The 22,382-nt window shown below is 46.4% G+C and carries 16 protein-coding genes; 5 read left to right on the top strand and 11 right to left on the bottom strand.

Going from position 1 to position 22,382, the window contains the following annotated elements; translation table 11 throughout:
* Window positions 1-29: 29 nt before the first annotated feature.
* The 4 genes from H8K33_RS08320 to H8K33_RS08305 all read right to left on the bottom strand — a co-directional run bounded on the left by H8K33_RS08320 (window position 30) and on the right by H8K33_RS08305 (window position 2,579).
* The gene (locus H8K33_RS08320) at window positions 30-176 is read right to left on the bottom strand and encodes a hypothetical protein (protein ID WP_186890565.1); all 147 of its coding nucleotides are present in this window, start codon (window positions 174-176) and stop codon (window positions 30-32) included.
* A 92-nt stretch (window positions 177-268) separates the two neighbouring features.
* Window positions 269-652 carry a hypothetical protein gene (locus H8K33_RS08315; RefSeq protein ID WP_186890564.1) on the bottom strand — a complete coding sequence of 128 codons (384 nt, stop codon included), beginning with the start codon at window positions 650-652 and terminating at the stop codon, window positions 269-271.
* Between the two features lie 40 nt (window positions 653-692).
* Window positions 693-1,571 (bottom strand): SIR2 family protein, encoded by an 879-nt coding sequence (locus H8K33_RS08310; protein WP_186890563.1) that lies wholly within the window; start codon window positions 1,569-1,571, stop codon window positions 693-695.
* Window positions 1,572-1,673: 102 nt separating this feature from the next.
* Window positions 1,674-2,579 (bottom strand): hypothetical protein, encoded by a 906-nt coding sequence (locus tag H8K33_RS08305; protein WP_186890562.1) that lies wholly within the window; start codon window positions 2,577-2,579, stop codon window positions 1,674-1,676.
* A 159-nt stretch (window positions 2,580-2,738) separates the two neighbouring features.
* On the opposite strand from H8K33_RS08305, the gene H8K33_RS08300 reads away from it, so the two are divergent.
* On the top strand, window positions 2,739-2,945 hold the full coding sequence (locus H8K33_RS08300) for a phage integrase N-terminal SAM-like domain-containing protein (RefSeq protein ID WP_186890561.1): 207 nt from the start codon (window positions 2,739-2,741) through the stop codon (window positions 2,943-2,945).
* Window positions 2,946-3,223: 278 nt separating this feature from the next.
* Here H8K33_RS08300 and H8K33_RS08295 read toward each other — a convergent pair whose 3' ends face one another.
* Window positions 3,224-4,354, bottom strand: a complete 1,131-nt coding sequence (locus H8K33_RS08295) for a serine hydrolase (RefSeq protein WP_222613356.1) — start codon at window positions 4,352-4,354, stop codon at window positions 3,224-3,226.
* 275 nt (window positions 4,355-4,629) lie between these two features.
* Between H8K33_RS08295 and H8K33_RS08290 the strand changes: the two genes are divergently transcribed.
* The 3 genes from H8K33_RS08290 to H8K33_RS08280 all read left to right on the top strand — a co-directional run bounded on the left by H8K33_RS08290 (window position 4,630) and on the right by H8K33_RS08280 (window position 8,582).
* The gene (locus H8K33_RS08290; RefSeq protein ID WP_246443444.1) at window positions 4,630-6,471 is read left to right on the top strand and encodes a DUF885 domain-containing protein; all 1,842 of its coding nucleotides are present in this window, start codon (window positions 4,630-4,632) and stop codon (window positions 6,469-6,471) included.
* 95 nt (window positions 6,472-6,566) lie between these two features.
* On the top strand, window positions 6,567-7,322 hold the full coding sequence (locus H8K33_RS08285; protein WP_186890560.1) for a substrate-binding periplasmic protein: 756 nt from the start codon (window positions 6,567-6,569) through the stop codon (window positions 7,320-7,322).
* A gap of 513 nt (window positions 7,323-7,835) precedes the next feature.
* Complete coding sequence (locus H8K33_RS08280; protein ID WP_186890559.1) at window positions 7,836-8,582, top strand: substrate-binding periplasmic protein; 747 nt, start codon at window positions 7,836-7,838, stop codon at window positions 8,580-8,582.
* A gap of 54 nt (window positions 8,583-8,636) precedes the next feature.
* Here H8K33_RS08280 and H8K33_RS08275 read toward each other — a convergent pair whose 3' ends face one another.
* The 5 genes from H8K33_RS08275 to H8K33_RS08255 form a co-directional block, all read right to left on the bottom strand.
* Entirely contained in the window at window positions 8,637-9,653 is a 1,017-nt protein-coding gene (locus tag H8K33_RS08275) for a M28 family peptidase (RefSeq protein ID WP_186890558.1), read from the bottom strand.
* Window positions 9,654-9,687: 34 nt separating this feature from the next.
* The gene (gene msbA, locus H8K33_RS08270) at window positions 9,688-11,448 is read right to left on the bottom strand and encodes a lipid A export permease/ATP-binding protein MsbA (protein WP_186890557.1); all 1,761 of its coding nucleotides are present in this window, start codon (window positions 11,446-11,448) and stop codon (window positions 9,688-9,690) included.
* A gap of 4 nt (window positions 11,449-11,452) precedes the next feature.
* Window positions 11,453-12,757 carry an O-antigen ligase family protein gene (locus H8K33_RS08265; RefSeq protein WP_186890556.1) on the bottom strand — a complete coding sequence of 435 codons (1,305 nt, stop codon included), beginning with the start codon at window positions 12,755-12,757 and terminating at the stop codon, window positions 11,453-11,455.
* A 1-nt stretch (window position 12,758) separates the two neighbouring features.
* On the bottom strand, window positions 12,759-16,259 hold the full coding sequence (gene dnaE / locus H8K33_RS08260; RefSeq protein ID WP_186890972.1) for a DNA polymerase III subunit alpha: 3,501 nt from the start codon (window positions 16,257-16,259) through the stop codon (window positions 12,759-12,761).
* Window positions 16,260-16,530: 271 nt separating this feature from the next.
* A complete protein-coding gene (locus tag H8K33_RS08255) occupies window positions 16,531-17,970 on the bottom strand; it encodes an NAD(P)/FAD-dependent oxidoreductase (protein WP_186890555.1) in 1,440 nt (479 codons plus the stop codon).
* 371 nt (window positions 17,971-18,341) lie between these two features.
* Between H8K33_RS08255 and H8K33_RS08250 the strand changes: the two genes are divergently transcribed.
* A complete protein-coding gene (locus tag H8K33_RS08250; protein WP_186890554.1) occupies window positions 18,342-19,901 on the top strand; it encodes a sigma 54-interacting transcriptional regulator in 1,560 nt (519 codons plus the stop codon).
* Between the two features lie 194 nt (window positions 19,902-20,095).
* Here H8K33_RS08250 and H8K33_RS08245 read toward each other — a convergent pair whose 3' ends face one another.
* Window positions 20,096-22,285 (bottom strand): serine/threonine-protein kinase, encoded by a 2,190-nt coding sequence (locus tag H8K33_RS08245; protein WP_186890553.1) that lies wholly within the window; start codon window positions 22,283-22,285, stop codon window positions 20,096-20,098.
* Window positions 22,286-22,382: the final 97 nt, after the last annotated feature.

Here is a 22,382-nt window from a genome sequence, read left to right as displayed (position 1 = left end):
CGGATGAATAGCCTTCGCGCTGAAATCAATCATGCCACCAAAGCTTCCTCTTCGCCCTTCGCAACATGACTATTTGCGGCGGAGTTCGCTGCGGTACGAACTTCCAATGCAAGCCCGTCTTTTAACATCACGACACGCTCAGCAGCGTTGATAGTTTCTGGTCGGTACGCTACCAATTTGTACCTCGCGCAGAGGTGCCGGGATCGCCAACACCAGAAAATTAACAAATACGAAAACCGCCATTGGCGCTCCCTAGCCGACCGACTTGTTAAGCCGTTTTATTGCTTTCATAACTTGAAAATGGTCCAGTGAAAAAAAGCTCGTTGGAAAGATCAGCAAGCACCTTTTCTTGAGTCGGAAAGATTGATGCGTAATCTGACCAAGCCTCGCTTACAAAAATATTCCATTTATTGGGATCGAGTTCGTCAATTTTTCCATCAGCTATATCAATAAACTCGTATCCGTTCTTTGTCAAACTTTTTACGGCCATGATTGCGGCCGACTCGTGATCAATCGCGCCTACAAAAACAGGAACAAATGCTCCGACAAGGTGTGCAGGCATTTCCGTGTTTGATCCGCGTCCAATATGCAAAGTTATTCGAAACAATTTATTCGTTGCGATAGAAGTTTTCTTTCTAAATATTTCAAACATGCCGGTTTCCTGATGCTTAACGCTCAGCTTGAGCGAGGGGTTAGGCCACATTCACGCTCAAGTTCGATGATGGCTCAACTGCGATTGTCTCGATGATTTCAGCAACCTTCTCATGAGAGTCGACGAACCATGTCGCAACCCCCAAGCTCTTCATGTCTATCTCGATGAGCTTGCGCAGACGCTTGTACTCTTCAAGATCAGCAGGCGAGCATCGAGCGGTCGGATCTCGAAAAACCGCGAAGTGTTGATTAGTGAAACCCCTTCCACGTGATATGTCGATCAGCCGACGCAGATTCGGGTCCTGCATCGACAGCCCTACGAAAAGGACTGACTTGCTCGTAAGCAGTGAGAGTTGAGCAATGTTCGCCCAAGAGTACGGGTCAGAGTACAGGTTGTGATAGTCGTCTTCTGAGAAGACGATCTTGGCGGCATCGAGTTCGCCATCCCTGTACAAACGCGGCAGGATGCCATGCAGGTGATAGACCGTGCTGCCTTCATGCGTTGTTTGAAAGGGTTCGTCCGGTGTAGCAATGACGCACTCTCGTCCCTCGGTGAGTAGTGCCTCGGCGAGCAAGTCATCGAAGTTGAATGTGCAGATCTGACGCACTCCCGACCGTGCGATAGCCCATATGCATCGCGAAAGCTCGACGTCGTCCTGGTACAGAGCTCCGTGAACGATGCGATTGAACTTGGCGCCAGCCTTCTGTCGCGCATATCGGGCGGCGAGAATGTTCTTGTCTCTAAGCAGGAGTGCTGCGAGTTCAGGCTGATCATTCCAGGTTGCTTTCAGCACGCGCGAGACAAGTTCGCCCCACCCAGGCAGGCCGCACCCCATGGAGACTCCTGCTCCGACAAAGAGCGCAAGTCGCCCATCGGCGTTCAGTTCTTTCGTAACGCGCCAGAGAGAACGTCGTGTCATATGCGGCCTAACGTTTGACATGAGAGGCGACGTAAGGGCGCAGCCCTTGTGGCGTCCTCTCGATGGAGTGGTTAGACATCTCGGGTCGTTAAAAAATCGCGCCTACTTTCGCGCCGACTCGAACAGTAACCCGTGCACAAACTCGCTTCCGGACTTGATTGAGAACTCTAGCTTTGACGGGGACGCTTCACTTGATGGCTCCGGCTCTCTTACGGCAAGTGTCCCCTTGGACATGGGAGCCACCTCAACGCTAGCGAAGTAGGGCGAGCCGATCTCTCGCTTGCCTTGAAGATCCACATAGACCGTCATCGGAAGAGCGGTCTTGTTGTAGACCTCAAAGGTAAGGTCGGTCTTCTTGCTTGATTCTGCTTGGCGGCTGGATGCTCGAATAGGAAACTCTTGATCGCTGTAGCTCGTGCGCAGGTCAGACGCGTGGTAGCTTGCCAAGTTGGACCATCCGGCTTTATAGGGCTCTCGGAGTCGATATTCGACGTAGCTAGCGTTGAGTGACTCATAGACCTTGATGCCGTAGATCATGGCTGGGAAAAAGCCGATCAGGAATGCAAAAAAGAGAAACGTGAGCGCGAAGTTCGGAGGTACGTCGGAGACCTTCTTGCAGACCGTTCCCTTCTTGGCCTTGGATGAAACGGAAAGAATCTTTGTGTGATCTAGAAGGCCGTTCTCCACAAGCAACATTGCGGACGCCTCACAGCCTTTGTGCAGCCTGTCAACTTTGAGGGTGGCTGACTCAAGACTGATATCGCTTGAGCTAGAGGCAAGAAGTTCGAGCTTTAGATCAGGATCAAGCGCCACCTGGATGCTTTCCTCCGCCTGATTTCCTTTGTTGTAAACGATAAGTTCGCATAGAGACCCCGCGCGAGAAATTGGGGCATGCCGATACAGCTTTGGGGCGGCGGCATACAGCTGGCGCATGCGGAACAAGTACGCCACTACCGAAGTCACGATAAAGAGAATCAAGCCGATGATGACTTTCTCAATGTGCTCCACAGTACCTCCCTGTACTAAAGATGTCTAACTTGTTTTCCGCGACCGTTTGTCGAATAAAACCGACACAGTTCGCATAAAAATTTTAAAAATATTCTTAAAACCCTTTTGCAGTAAGGCTCTTCATAGATATACCGTATATTTAATCAGTATTAATTTTCTATGAAAACCGACACTGCAATCCCTTTGCATTCTACCAAGCTTCTGGATCGCGTCAAGGAAGCAATTTGGTATAAACACTATAGCGCCAGCACTGAACAAGTGTATGTGTATTGGTGTCGATCCTATATTCGCTTTCATCAACTTAGGCATCCCAAAGACATGGGGGCGGTAGAAGCGGCGGCCTTTTTTGAGTTATCTCGCCAATGAGAAAACTGCATCGACATCGACGCATAAGCAAGCACAAGTAAGCACTGGCCGCACTTCTATTTTTATACAAACACGTTCTTCGTATTGATCTGCCTTGGCTCACTGAGATTGGTAAACCTCGTAGCAGTCATCGCTTGCCAGTCGTGCTGTCTACGGAAGATGTCAGTACATTGTTTTCTCATTTGTCAGACGTGCATTTGTTATTAGCGAAGCTGTTATACGGTACAGGGATGAGACTCAATGAGGCAACTTGTTGACTCGTTTGATGCAAATACCCATCACCCCGCACAAGCCAACCAAGCCTCTACCTTAGGTCGTATCGCTCGCTCCAATGCCGCGCCTTTTGTAAATGTACCGAGCTCTCCTTGTCTAGCGAGTATGCCGACATAGGATTTGCTTCTGTCCCAAAATGGGTAAGCGCCATAAGCGCCCGGGCTGGAAATACGTGTCGCTGGTGCACAGTTAAAACTGGTGCTTTGACATTCATGCCAATAACCGAGACCGTAATGCCATACCTCTCCCAACGCAGCAGCAGGTGAGTAAACAAGCTTTGCCGTCGCGGTGCGATCTACCAGTAACTGTGACATTAAGGTCGCGTTCAGCAGGCGTCCTTTTTTGAGCGCAGAGAGAAAGTCGAGATATTCTTCTCCTGTCCAATGCATACCGCCCGCCAAGCGTGGATTGTTTAATGAAGGTAAGTCATAACTCGCATTTTTAAACAATCCTGTCTGTTGTTTAAACTCACTGAAAACTTCTTGCCACGAAGGCACACCGCGCGCTTTGATCGCCATTAAGCCAGCCACTTGCAGATGCGTGCTGGCGTAATAGAATTCACTGCCTGGAGTGATTTGATTGCTCGCGTTAGCGTTTGCGATGGTGTTGACGCAAGATTCAAAATTGATGAAGCCAGCATTCACACATAAAGGCTCTTCAGTTAAACCAGAAGTGAAACTCAACAAGTTCGCTAAGTTCATCGTTGCTAATGGCGAACTCGTCGTAATTGGCCAAGTGGCGATGCGGTCTTGCGGCTTATCTTCCAATTTAAGATAGCCTTGTTCCACTAAACGCAAAATAATCACAGCGCTAACTAGCTTGGACGTGGAGGCGGATTCATATGACGTCTGCATACGCGAGCTGCCTCGTTGGTAGACGTAACGGCGACCATCGTCACGTTCAACACCAAATGAGAAATCAGTGTCGCTGACCAACTGCGCCAATTGAGTGTTCATATCTGATTCTAATTGCGTCACCGAGCAAGTGCTGCCAGGCGTACCAGGTGTAGTTGGAGTGCCAGGATTTGGATTGCTACTTGCACTACCGCCACCGCAAGCGCTACAAAATACAGTAGCGACTAGCAAAGTGAGTTTGCGTGCGATGAAAGGTTTGCGGGAAACTAGCGTTATCGACATAAATCACCTAAATATAGAAAGAAGAGGATGCATTTAGCTTAATTCGCTGCTAGATATGCCACAGTTCTTTTTACAAAAAATTACAGGACTGAACACTTTCTTACCAAGATCAAGTCAAGTGTTGTCTACAAGCCTACTTTCATGCTCTAAGAGCAAAAATTGCGGTATTCTAAGATGTCATCGCCAAGCGCAGAACCAGTTCAAGATCAACTCTCGTAAGCTTTACACAATTTCAGTCACCAGATCAAACCTACCATTCAAGCACAGGATACTTCATGGCATTCAAGAAACGCTGGCAACTAAGTTATTTGAGCATTGCCCTACTCTCTGGCGCAAGCCTATTCACACCAGCGATGTATGTCACGGCACAAGCTGGCGTCGCGGCTAAAATAGAAACCAGCCACGTAGCAAGCAAAAAACAGCTAGACCAGTTAGCAGATGCGTTCTACGAATCTCGCGCCAAATTTGATCCGCTTTTATTCGCTAGCATTAATGGCGATAACCGTTACGACAGCCAATTGGCGATCAGTATCGCGCCGCAAAACCGCGCTAAACAATTTGCGTTGATGCACAAAATGCAGGCGCAATTGAAAAAGATCGCACGCACGCAACTCAATGAGAAAGATCAGTTAAATTATGATTTGCTCGCTTATGAGCTAGACAGTGCATTGCACCTTGAACATTTCCCCGAACATTTGCTGCCGATTAACCAAATGGACAATGTGCCAAGTACCTTGGCTAATTTTGCTGGAGGTGATGGTTCGCAGGCATTAAAAACTGTACCGCAATACTACGCGTATCTGGCGCGCTTAAATGTGCTGCCGGCTTGGATAGAACAGGCGATTAAGAATATGCGTGAAGGCATACAGCGCGGTATCGTACAACCCAAAGCAATCACGCTAGCAATGTTGCCGCAATTTAAAGCACTGCCAAATGCCAACGCGGAAGCAAGTATTTTTTATACGCCAATCAAAAATTTACCTGCCCATTTTTCAACAGCAGATAAGCAAAAACTGACCAAAGCCTATAATCAAACAATCCGCACCAAGCTCACACCAGCCTTGCAAAGACTGGTACATTTTTTAGAGACGGACTATCTGGCCGCAGGACGTGACACTAGCGGTTACAGTGCCTTGCCGAATGGCGCAGCATGGTACCAAATGCGGATTAAAAATAACACCACGACCGATTTAACGCCTGATCAGATCCACGCCCTTGGCTTACAAGAGGTCGCGCGAATTCAACAGCAGTGGGCAGAACTTGGTCCAAAACTGGGTTATACCGGTGCAGCGATTGATTTGCCACAGTGGGTCAGCGCGCAAGATAAATTTAAATCATTTACTAGCGATACAGAAATCTTAGATGCCTATCGCCAAATTGATGTGCAAGTTCAAAAGAAATTGCCCAATTTGTTTAGCTTGCTACCGAAAGGCAAAATGGAATTGCAGCTAGAGCCTGAACTGAGCCGTGCCACTGCATCAGATCATTACACACCACCATCAGCCGACGGTTCACACCCAGGCATCTTCTGGCCCGTGGTCAACGACCCCAAAAAATATAGCCGGGTCGGCATGGTGACTTTATTTTTACACGAAGGCCAACCTGGACATCATTTGCACGCCGCGTTATTGAAGGAAATTGATTTACCCAAGTTCCGCAAATTCAATACTGAAAACCTCAACAGCGCTGCTTTTACTGAAGGCTGGGCTTTGTATTCCGAAACACTAGGTCACGAACTAGGTTTCTATGACAATCCAGAGTCTTACTTCGGCCATCTCAACGATGAACTCATGCGCGCCGTGCGCTTAGTGGTGGATACCGGAATACACGCAAAGGGCTGGACACGTGAAGCGGCCATTGACTATATGCAGAAAAATTTGGGCTACAACGAAGCTAGAGCCAAAAATCAAATTGAGCGTTACATGGTTTTACCTGGCCAAGCACTCAGCTACAAAATAGGTGCACGTAAAATACTTGATTTAAGGGCACGCGCACAGCAAGCTTTAGGTGCACAATTTAGTTTAGCGAAGTTTCATGAAATTGTGATTGGTGACGGTACACTACCGATGCCTATCTTAGAAGCGCAAGTGGAGAAGTGGATTGCAAAAAGCAAATGAATTAACTAGGCTGATTGAGTGAACAGCGCTTCCATTCAAGAATGAAAAAGGAAACGCGAGCAATCAAGTACTACGCTGACGAAGATTAGGAATCTATGAAGCAAAACCTGAATCGACTGTTGAGCTGTTGTTTGCTATTGCTGCCACTAACAACGACAGCAGCAGAACTAAAAATTGCGTTTGCCACCGACAGGCCACCCTATTGTTTTCGCAAAGACAATCTGGATCAGGGCATAGAAATTGATTTATTACGTCATATCATGTCCTTGCAAGGCCATACAATCAAAATTATCACCATCCCTAAAGTTAGGTTGATCAAAGCTGTCAAGGACAAAGAAGTCGATGCAGCGGCAACGGTTCAGGATAATCAAGATCGTGCACTGTACTTCTCTGATCCCTATCTAGAATTTCAAAATGTCGTGATCAGTAAAAGTCGCCGAGCAATTGAGCTAAAGAGCATGCAAGACTTAGCAAAATTCAGCTTCATTATCTGGCAAGATGGCTGGAAAAATCTGGGTGCGGAATTTGAAGCGCGTTATCGACCGGATGCGAATGGGAGCTTTCCTAAAAATTACAATCAAGCATTCAATCAACTAAGTCAAAACAAAATGTTCTGGGCAGATCGTGTGCAAGTGATCATCATTGACAAGACAATTTTTGAGCATCATCAACGCCTGCTGGCGAAAGAATTCGATACATCAACACCACTGACTTTTCACGATCTAATCAAAACCAAAACTGCCTATAACGTCGTGTTTCATAACCCAGAATTACGTCAGCAATTCAATGAGGGTTTAAAAAAGATTCGCGCAAATGGCAGCTATCAAAAAATCATAGACGCCTATAGATAACGCGTTCCAGCACGCGTACATTCAAATTGATTGACGTCATACACCAGAAAAAGATTCAGGTATCTGTAAATAGAAACCATGCTTTTAAGACAAACCGACACATTTTGATCCCAGATTTTCTGCATTCCAGTAGCTAAAACCCACCGTTTATCCCAAAGTAATTGCAAAGTCGCAGCAAGACTTGCAAACTTCACTTGACGCAATTGTACGGGCTAGCCAAGTCAGCATGTACACATTGTTTCAACCTCCCTTTTCCGTCATCTCAAGCCCTCTTGAGATGACGTTTTTTTTTCGCCGCCCTCTCCCGCTTCACTGTGGTTTTCCAGAATCCTTTTGGATTTAGTTCTAAACACGACTATACTTTCCTCGAAGCAAACCAACAGGCAAGCAGTTTGATCACCCAAAGAACTTCACATCGGTTTCGAGAAGATTATGCTAGCTTCAATAAAGTGTTTTATGGCTTTTTTATGTCAAGCAGCTTGGCACAAGTTTTTACTGTGTTTGATATTGCTCATGCCAGTACTTGTCTCGCCGGTTTTAGCCGCACAACAAAATAAAATTACTTTATTGATCCGTGAGTTACGTAATGATCGCGGTGAGTTAATTCCTGTCAAAGACGATATACGCCAACTATTGCTGTTCTTTGAGCGCGAAGCACAAGTCAATTTTGACGTACAGTATTATCCAATGGCACGCTTACTCAATCACGTTAACAATGGCGATGGCATCGCTTTCGGCTTATCTAAAAATAGCGAACGCCTAGAAACCATGCAATTTTCTGAGTTCATTTATGCCAATTACGTTTGGTTGGTTGCATCAACTAGGCAAGCATTTGAATTCAATCATATCGATGACCTGAAAGGAAAAACGGTCGGCATTATTCGCGGTGTCAGTTATGGCGATGAATTTGATCGCAAGAAAAATGTCTTATTTAAGGTCGAAGAAGATACTGCATCCCATGTGGCGCGATTGAAAAAGCTTGCGATGCGGCGTATGGATGTCATGTTATTTGGCGCAAGAGAGTCTGACCCTCGCCAGGTGGAAACGCTACTACGACGTATGCAAAGCGTCGATAAATCCCATGTCCTCGATGCCAGCGAAATGGCATTTACCGTCCTGGGAAAACCATTACGAATCGATGAACTTCACTTCGCCGCCGCACTTCACAAACATACTGATGTGATCCAACGGCTTAACTTAGCGATTGGGCGCGGTAAAAAGAACGGCGAAATTATGCGCATTCTCAATCCACCAAAATAAATTCGCAGAATGTCAATGTTCGCACACGACATTGAAGATCAAGCTCATATCAACTTAGCGTTTTTGCTTCAAAAAACGTACCAACATATCGCCAAAATCAGCGATGTTCTTATTTGAGATAATTTCCAAAGTATCTTTGGGTGTGTGCCATTCAGACAGGTTAGTCCAATCAATGATATGCAAAAATGGCAAACCTAATTGGGCGAATGGCAGATGATCATCTTCTATCGCAATATTCGCAGCGACAATTTTTGTATTTGTTTTCTGTCCTAAAAATTTTTGCGCCAACTGTGGATTGGAACCACTTGTAATAAATAAATTTTGGTTTTTATGGCCGATCATATCCAAAATCAAGACCGCTTTTACTGGCAAGTTTTGATAGGTCACGCCTTCAAATTGCTTCGTCATCGTGGCGGCAAATGCCCGTGAACCATGTGTATTATCGGTAATGCCAAGCAGACGGTCGGCATCACTCCATTCCGGCAAAGTGGCTTCCTCACCATCAAAAAAAATGAGGCCGATGCTGCAATCTAAAAAACGACCCGCTTCTTTAGTTCCCGACTTGTTGCTATTTTCTTGCACACGTATCGCATGGATAACTCTTGCCAGTTCTTGCATTGCGGCGGTAGAAGAACCACCGTCATTCGCACCAACGAACGAAAAATCTTTATAAAATTTAGTGTCGTAGTGCCCGCCTATCAATAACATACAACGCTCGCTACCTTTTGAAATCGCGATGATATTTTCGCCCTCGACTTCTTTAATCGGTGCCGCTTTTTTGTCTTTGCCACCTAACTGATGATGGGCAAGATTAGGGATTTTCGTTTTAAATTTTTGGCTTTGCACTTGCCAGCCATGTTTGCTCAAACCCGATTTAATATCCTGCGCCAACTTCTTTTGCTCTGCGCTCGCCATAGGATGAGGCAACTTCGTAAAGCGCTTCATCGCGGCATCGATGTTCGCCACTTGAAATTCGGTGCTTTGTGAAGTATCCGCTGCAACCGCACCAGAACTTGCGGTGAAACCCACTGCAACTACACTCAGTAATAAAGCGTTTAACAAACTAGGCATGCTTACTCCTGCTTTCAAATGTGTTCAAATGTGTTCAAACCGCAAACTGCAAACGATACAAGTTTGCATAGGCAGCATCTTTCGCCAGTAATTGCGCATGAGTTCCCACTTCCACAATCTGACCTTCAACTAAGACCACAATTCTGCTGGCGCGTTCAATCGTTGATAAACGATGGGCAATCACCAATGTTGTACGACCTTGCATTAACTCATCTAAGGCCGCCTGTACCGCCCGTTCTGATTCACTATCGAGTGCTGAAGTTGCTTCATCCAAAATCAAAATCGGTGCGTTCTTGTAAATTGCACGGGCAATTGCCAAACGCTGACGCTGCCCGCCGGACAAGCGCATACCATTGTCACCTATCATGGTTTGCAAGCCATCGGACATTTCATTGACGACCTCTTGCAGATGAGAAGCTTGAATCGCATAGGCGACTCTCGCCGGATCTGGATTGGCATCACCATAAGAAATATTCGCGGCAATCGTGTCGTCAAACAAGATCACATTTTGGCTCACCATCGCAATTTGCTGACGTAAGCTTTTGAGTGAAAGATCTGATAAAGCGACACCATCGAGCAAAATCTGTCCACTATCTGGTTCATAAAAGCGGGGAACCAAGTTGACCAATGAAGTCTTGCCGCCGCCAGACATCCCGACTAGAGCAATGGTTTCACCAGCTTGTACCTGTAAATTAATCTGATTTAATGCACGCTGTTCTTGACCGGGGTAAGTGAAATTCAGCTCTTTAAACTCGAGCTGCCCTGAAGCGCGTCCTTCAATTAACCGACCACTCTCATTCTCTGGGATTGCATCCACCATGCGGTATACGGATTCAGCGGCCGCCATGCCACGCTGTAAGGGACCGTTCAAGTCAGCCAAGCGTTTTAAGGGCGTGAGCAACATCATCATCGCGGTAATAAAAGTCACAAAATCCCCGACTGTCGTGGCATCTTTACGTGCCTGTGCTAAAGCCAACATGATCACAATAGCGACAGCGACGGATGCCAAGATTTGCGTCAAGGGTGTAGTGAAGGACACCGCCACTGTACTTTTCATGGTGTAACTACCGAGCTTCTTATTCTTTTCTTCGAAGCGCTGCTGTTCATATTGTTGTCCACCAAAAATACGAATGACCTGATGTGCACGGGTGGTTTCTTCAATGACTTGCGTCAGCTCACCACTCACTTCCAAAGACTGGTGATTTAATTTACGCAGGCGTTTGCTCACGCCTCGAACCAAGATCGTCATACCCGGAATCAGAATGATCGTCACTAAAGTTAATTCCCAATTGAGCCAAATCAAATAGCCCATCAGCACCATGACGGTCAGTGAATCTCGGAACAAAGTCGTGATCGACACTTTGACCATTTCCACGATTTGCTGGGCTTCAAACATAATCGTATTAATGATGCGCCCGCTTGATTCGGCATGATAAAAACCGACTGGCACATGCAATAATTTATCAAAGACTTTTGCTCTTAATTCGTTCAGCAAATTAACTGAAATACGGCTCATCAAATAACTGGTGGTAAAGGTGCAAGCGCCGCGGATGACGAAGATACCGATCAAAATCGCGGGCACATACCACAGAGGAAAATTCATGATCTGGTTGGATGGCGCATTCGCTGTACTGCGACCAAAGCCATTGTCGAGTAACAACCCCAAGCCCCAAGGCAAAGCGACTTCTGTCAAAGCCGTACCACACATCGTCAATACCGTCAGAATCAGATAAGCACGATACTGCGTAACCGAAGTCCACAGTCGTTTCAAAATAGGTTTATTCAGTTTAGCCATATTTTTATCTAGGTTTTAAGGCTGTGCGCGTAACGCCAGCCATAGGAATCGCCAGCAAGATCAACATCGCAAAGGCGAATACGCCATCACGTAAGATCGCATTAAAGCAGGCGGCAAACATCATCGCGACTGTCAACGCAGAAACCAACATCGCTCGTTCCGTATGTTCTGAATTCACCATTTGATAAGCGACCCGCAACTGCGTAAGCCAGATCGTTAATAAAGCAAGCAAGCCACCAAGCCCTAGCTCAAACCAATACAGCAAATAGTCATTATGTGGTGTGGTCATTTTTTCGCTAATCTGGCCTTGGGCTTTTTGCTGATACATCGGCAGCCAATTACCGACACCATGTCCGATCCAAGGACTCTGCGCTATCATCTGCCAAGTGTTCAGATATAACTCAAGCCGCATACCATCTTGTGTCGCTTGCTTGGTTTGTCCAAAATCACGAACTTGATGCACGGTACAAATGCCGCGATTAAGCACTATCTGTGCCCCGCTCATCTTGAAGTTTTCATGCATTTCTTTCGCTAGGCAAGTCACGGGTGCAGGCAGCTGTGCGACATAGGAAATGCCAGCGCCGCCAAGCAACAAAGTGCCGGCAAGTGCACCTAACTGCCACCAACGAAAACTAAAATTCCGAAAAATCAATAAACCACATAAAAGTAAAAACAACAGGCTGGCAGTGCGCGATTTGGTGCATAAGACCAAGGCCGCGACTACATACGCAAAAGTCAGTGCGCGCCATAAATGTAAGTTCTTACGCAGTCGCCATTCATGTAACATCCATGCGGCAGCAATCGCCATCAGCAAACCCAAGAGTATGGATTTATTTCCTTCGTAGACAACATAGCTTTTGAAGAGTTTGATATCCGGCAAAACACCAATACTGTTCAGATAAAACAAGCTTGCTGCAATCACCGCACCCAAAAAGAAATTACGTATCGCTTTTTGCTGCCACTCACCACTCGCCAGACTCAGCATAGGGAACAAAAACCAATAGGTCTGATAATGCGAGAACGCTGCGGCAAATTCGCCAGCGGGATGTGGATGTAAGGTGCTGATGATAATCGACAGTAAACTCAAACAAACAACTGGTAACAACAATGCCGATGACTGAATCCGCGCTAGTTTATTACGCCAATCTCCAGACAAAGCCCAAGCCAATAGAAAGAAAATTAGCCCTGCATACATCAAGCCCACTTGGAAAAATAGTGTGAACGGCAGCAAAGCTAAAATCTGCGTTGGCAATTGCTGACGCCAATCAGACTTTCCATCAAGTGATACTAAGGTCTTGGAATTGCGCATATTAGTTGTACTCAACTTTCACATTAGAAGCATGCAACCAATCACCGAGCTTCTTGCGCAATTGATCGTCAGGATTCACGCGCCAGCTATCCGATAAATACAACTCCGCAGCAGCGGTCTGATTCGCATAGTCAATCAACACCGGACAACCTTCACTATTCAAATGTGCTTGCAAAATCTCGGCGAGTTTTTTCGTGTCGGCGTTCGCATCTAGTTTGATCCGCAAGCCTTGCGAAAACTGCACACGCGCGCGACCAATGTCCATCACGCGTTCTGCTGTGATACGCAAGCCGCCGTTGAACCGGTCTTCAGACACTTTACCCATCACCGCGAGGAATTCATCTTCTTTAAAAATGCCTTTGAATTCTTCTGCCAATTCTCCATACACCGTGACTTCGACGACTGCCGTGCCATCATCTAAAGTGACGATCAGCAAACGGCCACGCTGCGTCATTTGCGTGCGTAATCCAGCGATCACGCCACCGATCAAACGCAAGTCGCGCGATGGTTCAACTTTAGCCAAGGTCGTCTTGATAAACTGACGCACTTCCGGCGCATAAGCATCAAACAAATGTCCAGACAAATAAAAACCAAGTGCTTGCTTCTCTTCCAGCAAGCGTTGGCGATCTGACCAATGCTCAGCTTTGACATATTCTGGTGGTGGAATCATGTCATCATCGTCGCCAAATAAACTGACTTGATTCGCCGAGGCTTCTGCCTGTTCGGCAACTTCTAATGCGAAATCAACCGTCGCCAATAAAACAGCACGGTCTTGTTTCAGACAATCCATCGCACCAGCGCGGATCAAGGATTCGATGGTACGACGATTGACCTGACGTTTATCGACCCGTTTGCAGAAATCGAAAATATCGGTGAACGGACCACCATTTTTACGCGCAGTGACGATGCTTTCAATTGCATTTTGACCAGAGCCTTTGACCGCACCCAGACCGTAACGAATTTGCGTCGCCTTCTTACCTGCTTCACCCACTGGCATAAAGCGATAATCAGATTGATTAATATCAGGCGCCAACATTTTCAACTTGCAGATATCAATCGCATCTTCAACCAAGATTTTTACCTTGTCGGTATCGTCCATCGCCAGCGACATATTCGCTGCCATAAACGCGGCAGGGTGATGTGCTTTTAAGTAGGCGGTGTGATACGACAATAAGGCGTAGGCGGCAGCATGGGATTTATTAAAACCATAGCCCGCGAATTTTTCCATCAAATCGAAAATCTCATCGGCTTTTTCTTGCGGCAAGCCATCTTTCGCTGCACCATCGCGGAAAATCTGGCGATGTTCGGCCATCTCTTCGGCTTTCTTTTTACCCATCGCACGACGCAGTAAATCCGCGCCACCGAGTGAGTAGCCACCGACCACCTGCGCCATCTGCATAACCTGTTCCTGATACACCATAATGCCGTAGGTTTCAGACAAAATACCTTCGGTACGTGGATCAGGATAATCAAACTTTTCGCCGTGCTTACGCTTACAGAAGTCAGGAATCAAATCCATAGGACCCGGACGATACAAAGCTACCAGCGCGATAATGTCTTCAAAGCGATCAGGACGTGCGTCTTTCAACATGCCTTGCATTCCTCGGCTTTCTAGCTGGAAGACAGCGACAGTTTTCGCTTTGGTTAACAGTTCGTAAGAAGCTCTATCATCCAGCGGCAATTTGGATAAATCAAAATTCTCCATCGCTGGATCCAGCATTTTGATATAACGTACTGCGCGATCAAGAATTGTTAATGTGGTCAAACCCAAAAAGTCGAACTTCACCAGACCAACGGCTTCGACGTCGTCTTTATCGTATTGCGATACCACGCCAGAATCGCCACCCTGCGTGTAGAGTGGGCAAAAATCTGTCAACTTACCTGGCGCAATCAAAACACCACCTGCATGCATACCGATGTTACGGGTAATGCCTTCGACTTGTTGCGCTAAGTCGAGCAGGGTTTTAACTTCTTCTTCGTTTTCTTGGCGCTCTGCTAGCAAAGGTTCTTCCACAATCGCTTCGGCAATCGTGACTTGCTTACCCGGTTTAAAAGGAATTAATTTCGATACGCCATCGCAGAACATATAACCAAAATCGAGCACACGACCCACGTCACGAATCGCGCCTTTGGCCGCCATGGTTCCGAAGGTAGCGATCTGTGAGACCGCTTCTTTACCGTAACGATCCTTCACGTATTGAATCACGCGGTCGCGACCTTCCTGACAGAAGTCAATATCAAAGTCGGGCATGGAAACACGTTCTGGATTCAAAAAACGTTCGAACAGCAAGTTATATTGGAGCGGATCGAGATCGGTAATCAAGAGAGCGTAAGCGACCAAGGAGCCCGCACCAGAACCACGACCCGGACCAACGGGTACGCCATTATTTTTTGCCCATTGAATAAAGTCCGCAACGATCAGGAAGTAACCGGGGAAACCCATTTTAATAATAGTGTCGGTTTCAAACTTCAAACGCGCTTCGTAGCGTTCACGGTGTTGTTCGCGCTTTTCAGGATTGGGGAAAAGATTTTCTAAACGGAATTCCAAACCCCGCTTCGCTTCATACACCAGAAAGTCATTGATCGTCATCCCTTCTGGCGTAGGGAAATCTGGCAACTTCGGTTTGCCGAGTTCCAATTTCAAATTGCAACGTTTAGCGATTTCTACGGAGTTGGCGAGCGCGCCAGGAATGTCAGCAAACAAGGCCAACATCTCTTCGCGCGATTTAAAACATTGCTGATCATTGAATTTACGCGCACGTCTACCGTTCGCCAGCATTTCACCCTCGGCAATACAAGTCCGTGCTTCATGCGCGGTGAAATCGTCTTTGCTTAAAAACTGAATAGGATGCGTGGCAACCACAGGCAAGCTCAAACGCTGCGCTAGCTTTACCGCTTGCTTGACGTGCGGCTCCATATTCGGCTGGCCAGCTCTTTGGATTTCAATATAAAAGTGATTCGGGAAAATACTCGCCCAACGCTGGGCATTGCGTTCCGCCAATTCAAAATTACCGTTATCGATGGCAATCCCGACATCACCAAAATGTGCGCCTGACAAGGCAATCAAGCCCTGCTCGCTGTCGTTTTCAAACAGTTCTTGCAGCCATTCGAATTTAATTTCGGCGCGACCACGATGTTGATTCTCTAACCAAGCGCGTGCTAGCAGTTCACACAGACGTAAATAACCATGACGTGATTTCACCAACAATAATAGCCGTGATGGCTTATCTCTATCATTGTCGTTCGTGATCCACACATCGCAACCGGCGACAGGTTTGATACCTTTGCCACGGGTTGCTTTATAAAATTTAACTAAACCAAATAAATTACCCAAATCGGTCAAGGCGAGCGCAGCTTGCTTGTCTTTCACAGCAGCTTTAACCACATCATCTATACGCACCAAACCATCGACGATGGAATATTCAGAGTGCATACGTAAATGCACGAAATGGGGATAAGCGGAAGCAACGCGATCGACGTCTGCAGAGGAATTGGATGACATGGGGGAAGCGAGAGCGAGTTCTGTATTCATCTCGCTATTTTACCGTGTTGCAGCTTGCTTGGAAGACAAACCTAACTAGCTTGTGCCATGCAAGACCAAAGCGGATTGATCAGATTGCCCTCAATCACACCCGGTTAAGCGCAAAATCGCAAGAAGACAGGTTATGCTAGGACTTAAAGAGAGGTAAACCCAGCAAGGTCGCGTCTGTTTTGCTTAAGTCCGCTGTCTTCACCTTGCTGAATGATGCTTAATCGTGTTGCATATTTCTCATTCAATCAAAATACAAGCGTTCTGTATTAAAAAAAACCCGATCTTCTTCATCCTCGTTAGCAATTTCCAAATATCCTAGCTCAATCAACTCTTGCAAGCCCAGCAACACTTTCTGCTCAGGCAAATGCAAATGTCTCTGAACGAATCCGGCAATTACGTCTTTCAGTGGCTTTCCCAACTCACATAACAACCACAAATCTTGCAATTCATTTGCTTTCATATGGGTTGGATTAGGAGCCAGTTTTTGTTCAAAGTAATGCGTTGCAAATACCGTCGCTTCTTTCGATATCGCGATCACCGCGCGACGGCGTGCCCAGAACGTCGCTAAAGGCCAACGCGTTTCACGCTGATAATACTGCCACTGTGTTTGCAAAAATTGTTTGAAGTCTTGCTGAATCGCATTTGCGTAGGTCGTCAGTAAATCGCCGCTGGAGAAAAGTTGATCAACCGCGATAAATGCACCATGTATGCCACTGGCTAAAGCACGCGGTATGCCCGACGACGAAATTGGATCGTAAGATGCAACCGCATCACCGACGGCAACCCAGTCTTTACCACCCGCTTCTTGTAAATAGGATGAGAAGCAAGGGAATGAGCGCGGTTTATCAGGGAACACCAATTCTTCGGCTAATTTACCCATAAATGGCATCGCGCTCAATAATGCATTCCAGACTTCGGGCTTACAAACTTGAATTTTGTGCGCAATGTCAGGATCTGTCATTAAAGTTACAGAAACGCGATTATCGGGCATCGGTGACAAATGCCACCAACCATATTCACATGCTTCAACCTGGCTTTCAATCACGCGGCTATTGGTTTCTGGCAGAGTTCCAATACAAGCAACACCAATCAGCCTATCATGCACCGTCAGCGCGAGGTTCAAGTTGGTACGCATCACACCGCGCCGACCAGAAGCATCGATAATGTATTTGCAGAAAATCGTTTGCATTTCCTGTTGATGAGATTTCACCGTGACACACCAACCACCACTCGCCTGGCGCTCACAAGTAATTACCTGTGTATTACAAACTAATCTGCCTCCGCGCTTGACGAAGGTATTTGCCAATAAACGTTCAAAACTTAAACGATCTAAATTCCAGCCAGTTCCATGCGGCGTGAACATATAGCCTAAACGACGCTGCTGTTCATTGCCCCAAGTGACCTGACTCGAGAAGGGCGTCAAATTTTGACCTTGAGAAAAAGCTTGCCAAACATCCAGATATTCCAAAGTCGAGCGCACTCCAGATGATAGCGACTCGCCATATTTGAGTTCAGCATAGTCATCACGCTCTATCATCATGACATCGATATCACCACGCTTGAGCAGCGCAATGCCAGCCGCGCTGCCTGAAGGACCACCACCCAAAATCAGAACATCAGGAAACTGCGTCTTAACTGATTTCAGATCGCTATCAATGTGCGTCGTACTCTGAACGTCCATAAATTTGCTTGCTACCCAAGTGATTTAGTCAATATCGCCCAAATGTTAATTGGGCGCTCAACATGGCTTTCCATGTATCAATAGCTTTGAGCAAATCACGTGCCAGCTTTTTATTACGCAACAATCTGTCGTTTTTTACAGGAAAGACATGAAATAAACTTATGATGCCGCTAGAATGCTGATACATATATGAAACAGCATTCATCTTAATAAAATTAAAGCTACGAAATTTAAAATTACTGGTGTGAAAAATACCATTTTTGATGCTATTTTCCGGAAATCGAAGCGCAGTTCTCACTACATGTAAAATTCTTTTTACACGTAAATGAAGATTTTGCTAAACCAATTAACCGCTTTTTACGTTATCTCCAATGTCTAACGCTGATTACACCATCACCTCGCCACTGGCCTTTACCACGGCCAATAGTCGTCCTTTACTCAGCCTGACGATTGCTTGGCATCCAGACCCCACCCGAATTGGCGAGCAATTCATCGGCAATACTGAAGCAGAAGTGATAGAGCTGAGTCGCTTCTCTCCGGTATTTCGCCCTATGCATGGTGATGCTCTGCCGATTGGTCATGGTGGCGTCTCTCGCGATCCTTTACGCATCGTGCGTGACAATAGCGATGGAATCACCATCTGCCCACCGAATAGTCGAATGGTTGTGGAAGTGAACGGTGAAGAAATCAAAACGCCTAGCTATCTTAGTCCCGAACAAGTTGACACTGGCATCATCATCACGCTAGGTCGCGCAGTTTTTATCTGCCTGCACTGGATGCGTTGTCTGCCAAAACATAATCCTGTTGATGGTTTTATCGGGATAGGCAGTAGCGCGATCTTGACCAGAGATTTAATTCGTTTAGCGGCAACCAACGACAACACCGTTTTGCTGCTGGGCGAAACAGGTACAGGTAAAGAAGTCGCGGCACAGGCAATTCATAATTTAAGCAAACGAGCAGCCGCAAAAATGGTCTCGGTTAATATGGCCGCATTGAACGAGTCTTTGGCTGCTGCGGATTTGTTTGGCGCCAACAAAGGCGCCTATACAGGTGCGCAAAACAGTCGTGATGGATACTTTAGTGAAGCACAAAATTCAACCCTCTTTTTAGACGAGATCGGCAATACCCCACCGCCAGTACAACCTATGCTGTTGCGTGTCTTAGAAAACGGTGAGTATCGTCCTTTAGGTGCGACCCGAGATGCGCGCTCTACCGCAAGGCTCATCACCGCAACCGATCAAGATTTGTATCACACCAATTTCAACCACGCCTTAGTGCGTCGTTTAGAAAGTTTCATCATTCGCATTCCACCACTACGCAGTCGACGTGAAGACATCGGTCTGTTAATCAACCATCTATCGAAGCGTGCAGATTTTGCACAAGTAAATCTGGGATTAATTCCACCTGGTTTAATCAGCGATATGCTTAATTTCGATTGGCCTGGCAATATACGCCAACTCAGCAATGTCTTAAAACGCGCCTTACTTTCTTTACAGATGGGTGAATATCCACATCTGTCGAATATGGTGGAGAGCCCAAAGAATACACCACCAGCCAGCGCGGAGTTACGTAAAGCACAGAACAATGTCACAGCGCCAGTGGTGATAACACCACCAGCAACATCCACTGAAAACAGTCATATTGAACGTAAAAAATTACGCGATTTAACAGAGCAAGATGTGGTTGACGCCATGCATAGACACGGTTGGACTATTCAATATGCTGCTGACGATTTAGGAATTTCACGTCCATCGATGTACAAATTGATCGAAGCAAATTCGCAGATTCGCCGGGTTGAACAAATTCCTGCGGAAGAGATTCGAGAATATCTGACAGCAGCAAACAATCATGTCGAACAATGTGCTGCGCAATTGAAAACACCGAGCGAAGCATTACGCCGACATTTAAAAGGCTTGGGCTGGATTGATTAATTGATGATTGATTAACAGCAGGGAAAAGTAAGAAAAGCAGAGACCCCAAGAAACCTAAGGGGCCTTTGCGTACAAATGAAGCCGTAATATCTCATGTCCTTGAATTAGCACGATCCAATTTACCGATATCGTCGAAAATACGAAGACGCTATCGCCTATCCACCACTGCATCAAAGAGATCCTTGCACAACACGCTAACGTAAGTATTTAGGGTCGCGTCGCAGGCTGACTAATTCTGGCTCAGACTCTATGGATTTTACGGAATAACCCAATTCTTTGGCGCGTGCAATTGCCACCAAAGCCGGTGCCCGCATATCGATCATTTCTAAACTGACACCTGCGCGGAACTGTACTTCTGCGCTATTAGGAGCGAGTTCAAGTGATTTTTGAATATACATAAAAGCTTCTGCATTTTCACCTAACTTCGCGGTATACAAACCCATGCGCGACAGCAAATCTGCATCGTCTGGATTATTTTTCATACGTGGTTGCAATAGATTCCGAGCACGACTATAAGCTGTTTTAGCAACATCGGATTTTCCAGGCAGCCATGACATGGTATCGCCTAACTTTGCCCAGGCTAAATAATCATCCGGATTACCTTTGCCTGCCGTCACTGCACTTTCAAATGCGCTGGCAGCACCCACATAATCACCGCGTGAAAACAAACTATTTCCCAATGCTTTGTGCAGCTCAGCACCCGGTTTAAGCTTGATCCCTGCTCGCAAAGTTTGCAGACTCTCTTCGACGCGATTTTGCATCATCAAGGCATCGGCCAAACCCAGATACGCAGCACTTCCATCCGCTTTGATTTGCAAGCTAAGGCCATACGCTACCTCCGCCGCTTTGTAATCGCTCTTTAAAAGATAAATCTGTCCCATCAGGTCAGCGAACAAACGTTCGGAAGGAAACCGTTGAATTGCCTGCTTTAAAAAGCCTAGAGCTTCATCCGCACGTTGTGCCCGAATTAACAGCTCGCTCTTCACACCCAAAGCCAATACGCCATTCGGATCGAGTGCAATCGCCCTTTCGACTTCCGCAAAAGCAGCATCAAATTGATCTTTCAATCCCAGCACTTTTGCATTCGCGACGTGACTTAATGCCAGAAAATCGTTGGATTTCACCGCGTTTTGCGCGAGGCTCTGCGCTTTGTCCAACCAGTAGAGATTTTCTTCATCTTGTAAATAGCGATAGCTATACACCATGGAAAGACTGGCGGCAGCGGCAGCGTGCTGAGGTGAATACTCTAAGATTTTCAAGAAATGTTGTTCTGCACGATTGAGCATATCAAATCGATCAAAATTCGAAAATGCCTCTAGACCTTGTTGCATTTCTCGCGCTTCGGAATACGGCGCCATCGAGGAACGTAATTGTGTCCAATACGGTTGCGAATACCACACACCAAATAACACCGCGACAGTCAACAAAATAGCAAACAACATTCGCCAGCGTTGCAAGACCCGCTTCAAACTCATCGTCGAATTCGTTTGTGGCGGCATGGTCGACAATGTCAAATTGAGCGCCGCCAAATTGAATGTTCCAGAATTTAAAGACGGCGCATCAATCGCGGCAATTTGTGCACACTGATGCGCGACTTCTTGCATACTGGCGACGCGATGTTCAAGCTGACGTGCTGTCATTGCCCGAACTAATTGACGCAGAACTTGTGGCAAATGATCTGGCCATGGCCATTGATCAGAATTTGATTGAATTAAGGCTGCGGCCAATGCCAAACCAGATAAATTGGCAAATGGACGTGCACCGGTCAACATCTCGTACAAGATGACACCCAGTGCATAAATATCAGAACTAGGACGTAAACTAGTTCCAGTCAAGACCTCGGGAGCCATGTAGGCAATGGTTCCTTGCGGATCAGATTGCACCAGCGAAGTGGTGACATCTCGATCTGCCTGAATAGCTAAACCAAAATCAAGAATGCGCACCACGCCGCTTGGCTCTTGCATCAAATTGGAAGGTTTTAAATCGCCATGAACCAATCCGGCGGCATGCGCTTCTTGCATCGCTTGCGCCACTTGCAGAACAATATCGATGACATGAGAAATACTTGGAGTCTGCGTTTCAAGTACCTGCCGTAGGGTACGACCAGGTACTAATTCCATCACAATTGCTTGACTGTCTTCGGTCTGCTCTAAGGCATGCACTTTCACAAATGCAGCATGCTGCAAAGATGCAGCCAGCCTCGCTTCTTTCATCAGATCGACACTGGCCGCAATATTTTTTAAGTATTTAATAGCGACTTGCCGATGTAACTTAGCATCCCAAGCTTGATAGACATGCCCAAACCCACCCTCACCCAAGCTTTTACCTAGTTGATAGTGCAATAATTGTTCAGGTTGTGAGGCATTGTCTTTGCTTGCTGACATGAAGAGTAATAACTAAATCCGGTTGAAAAGACTACGTTCTGTATTCTAAACGAATTTCAATACAGAAACACGTAGACTCGCGCTCAGAACAACAAGC

Source organism: Affinundibacterium amnicola (assembly GCF_014284275.1).
Taxonomy (GTDB): Bacteria; Pseudomonadota; Gammaproteobacteria; order Burkholderiales; family Burkholderiaceae_D; genus Undibacterium; species Undibacterium amnicola.
Note: the sequence above shows the minus strand (reverse complement) of the source record. Positions and strands in the feature narration are given on the sequence as shown.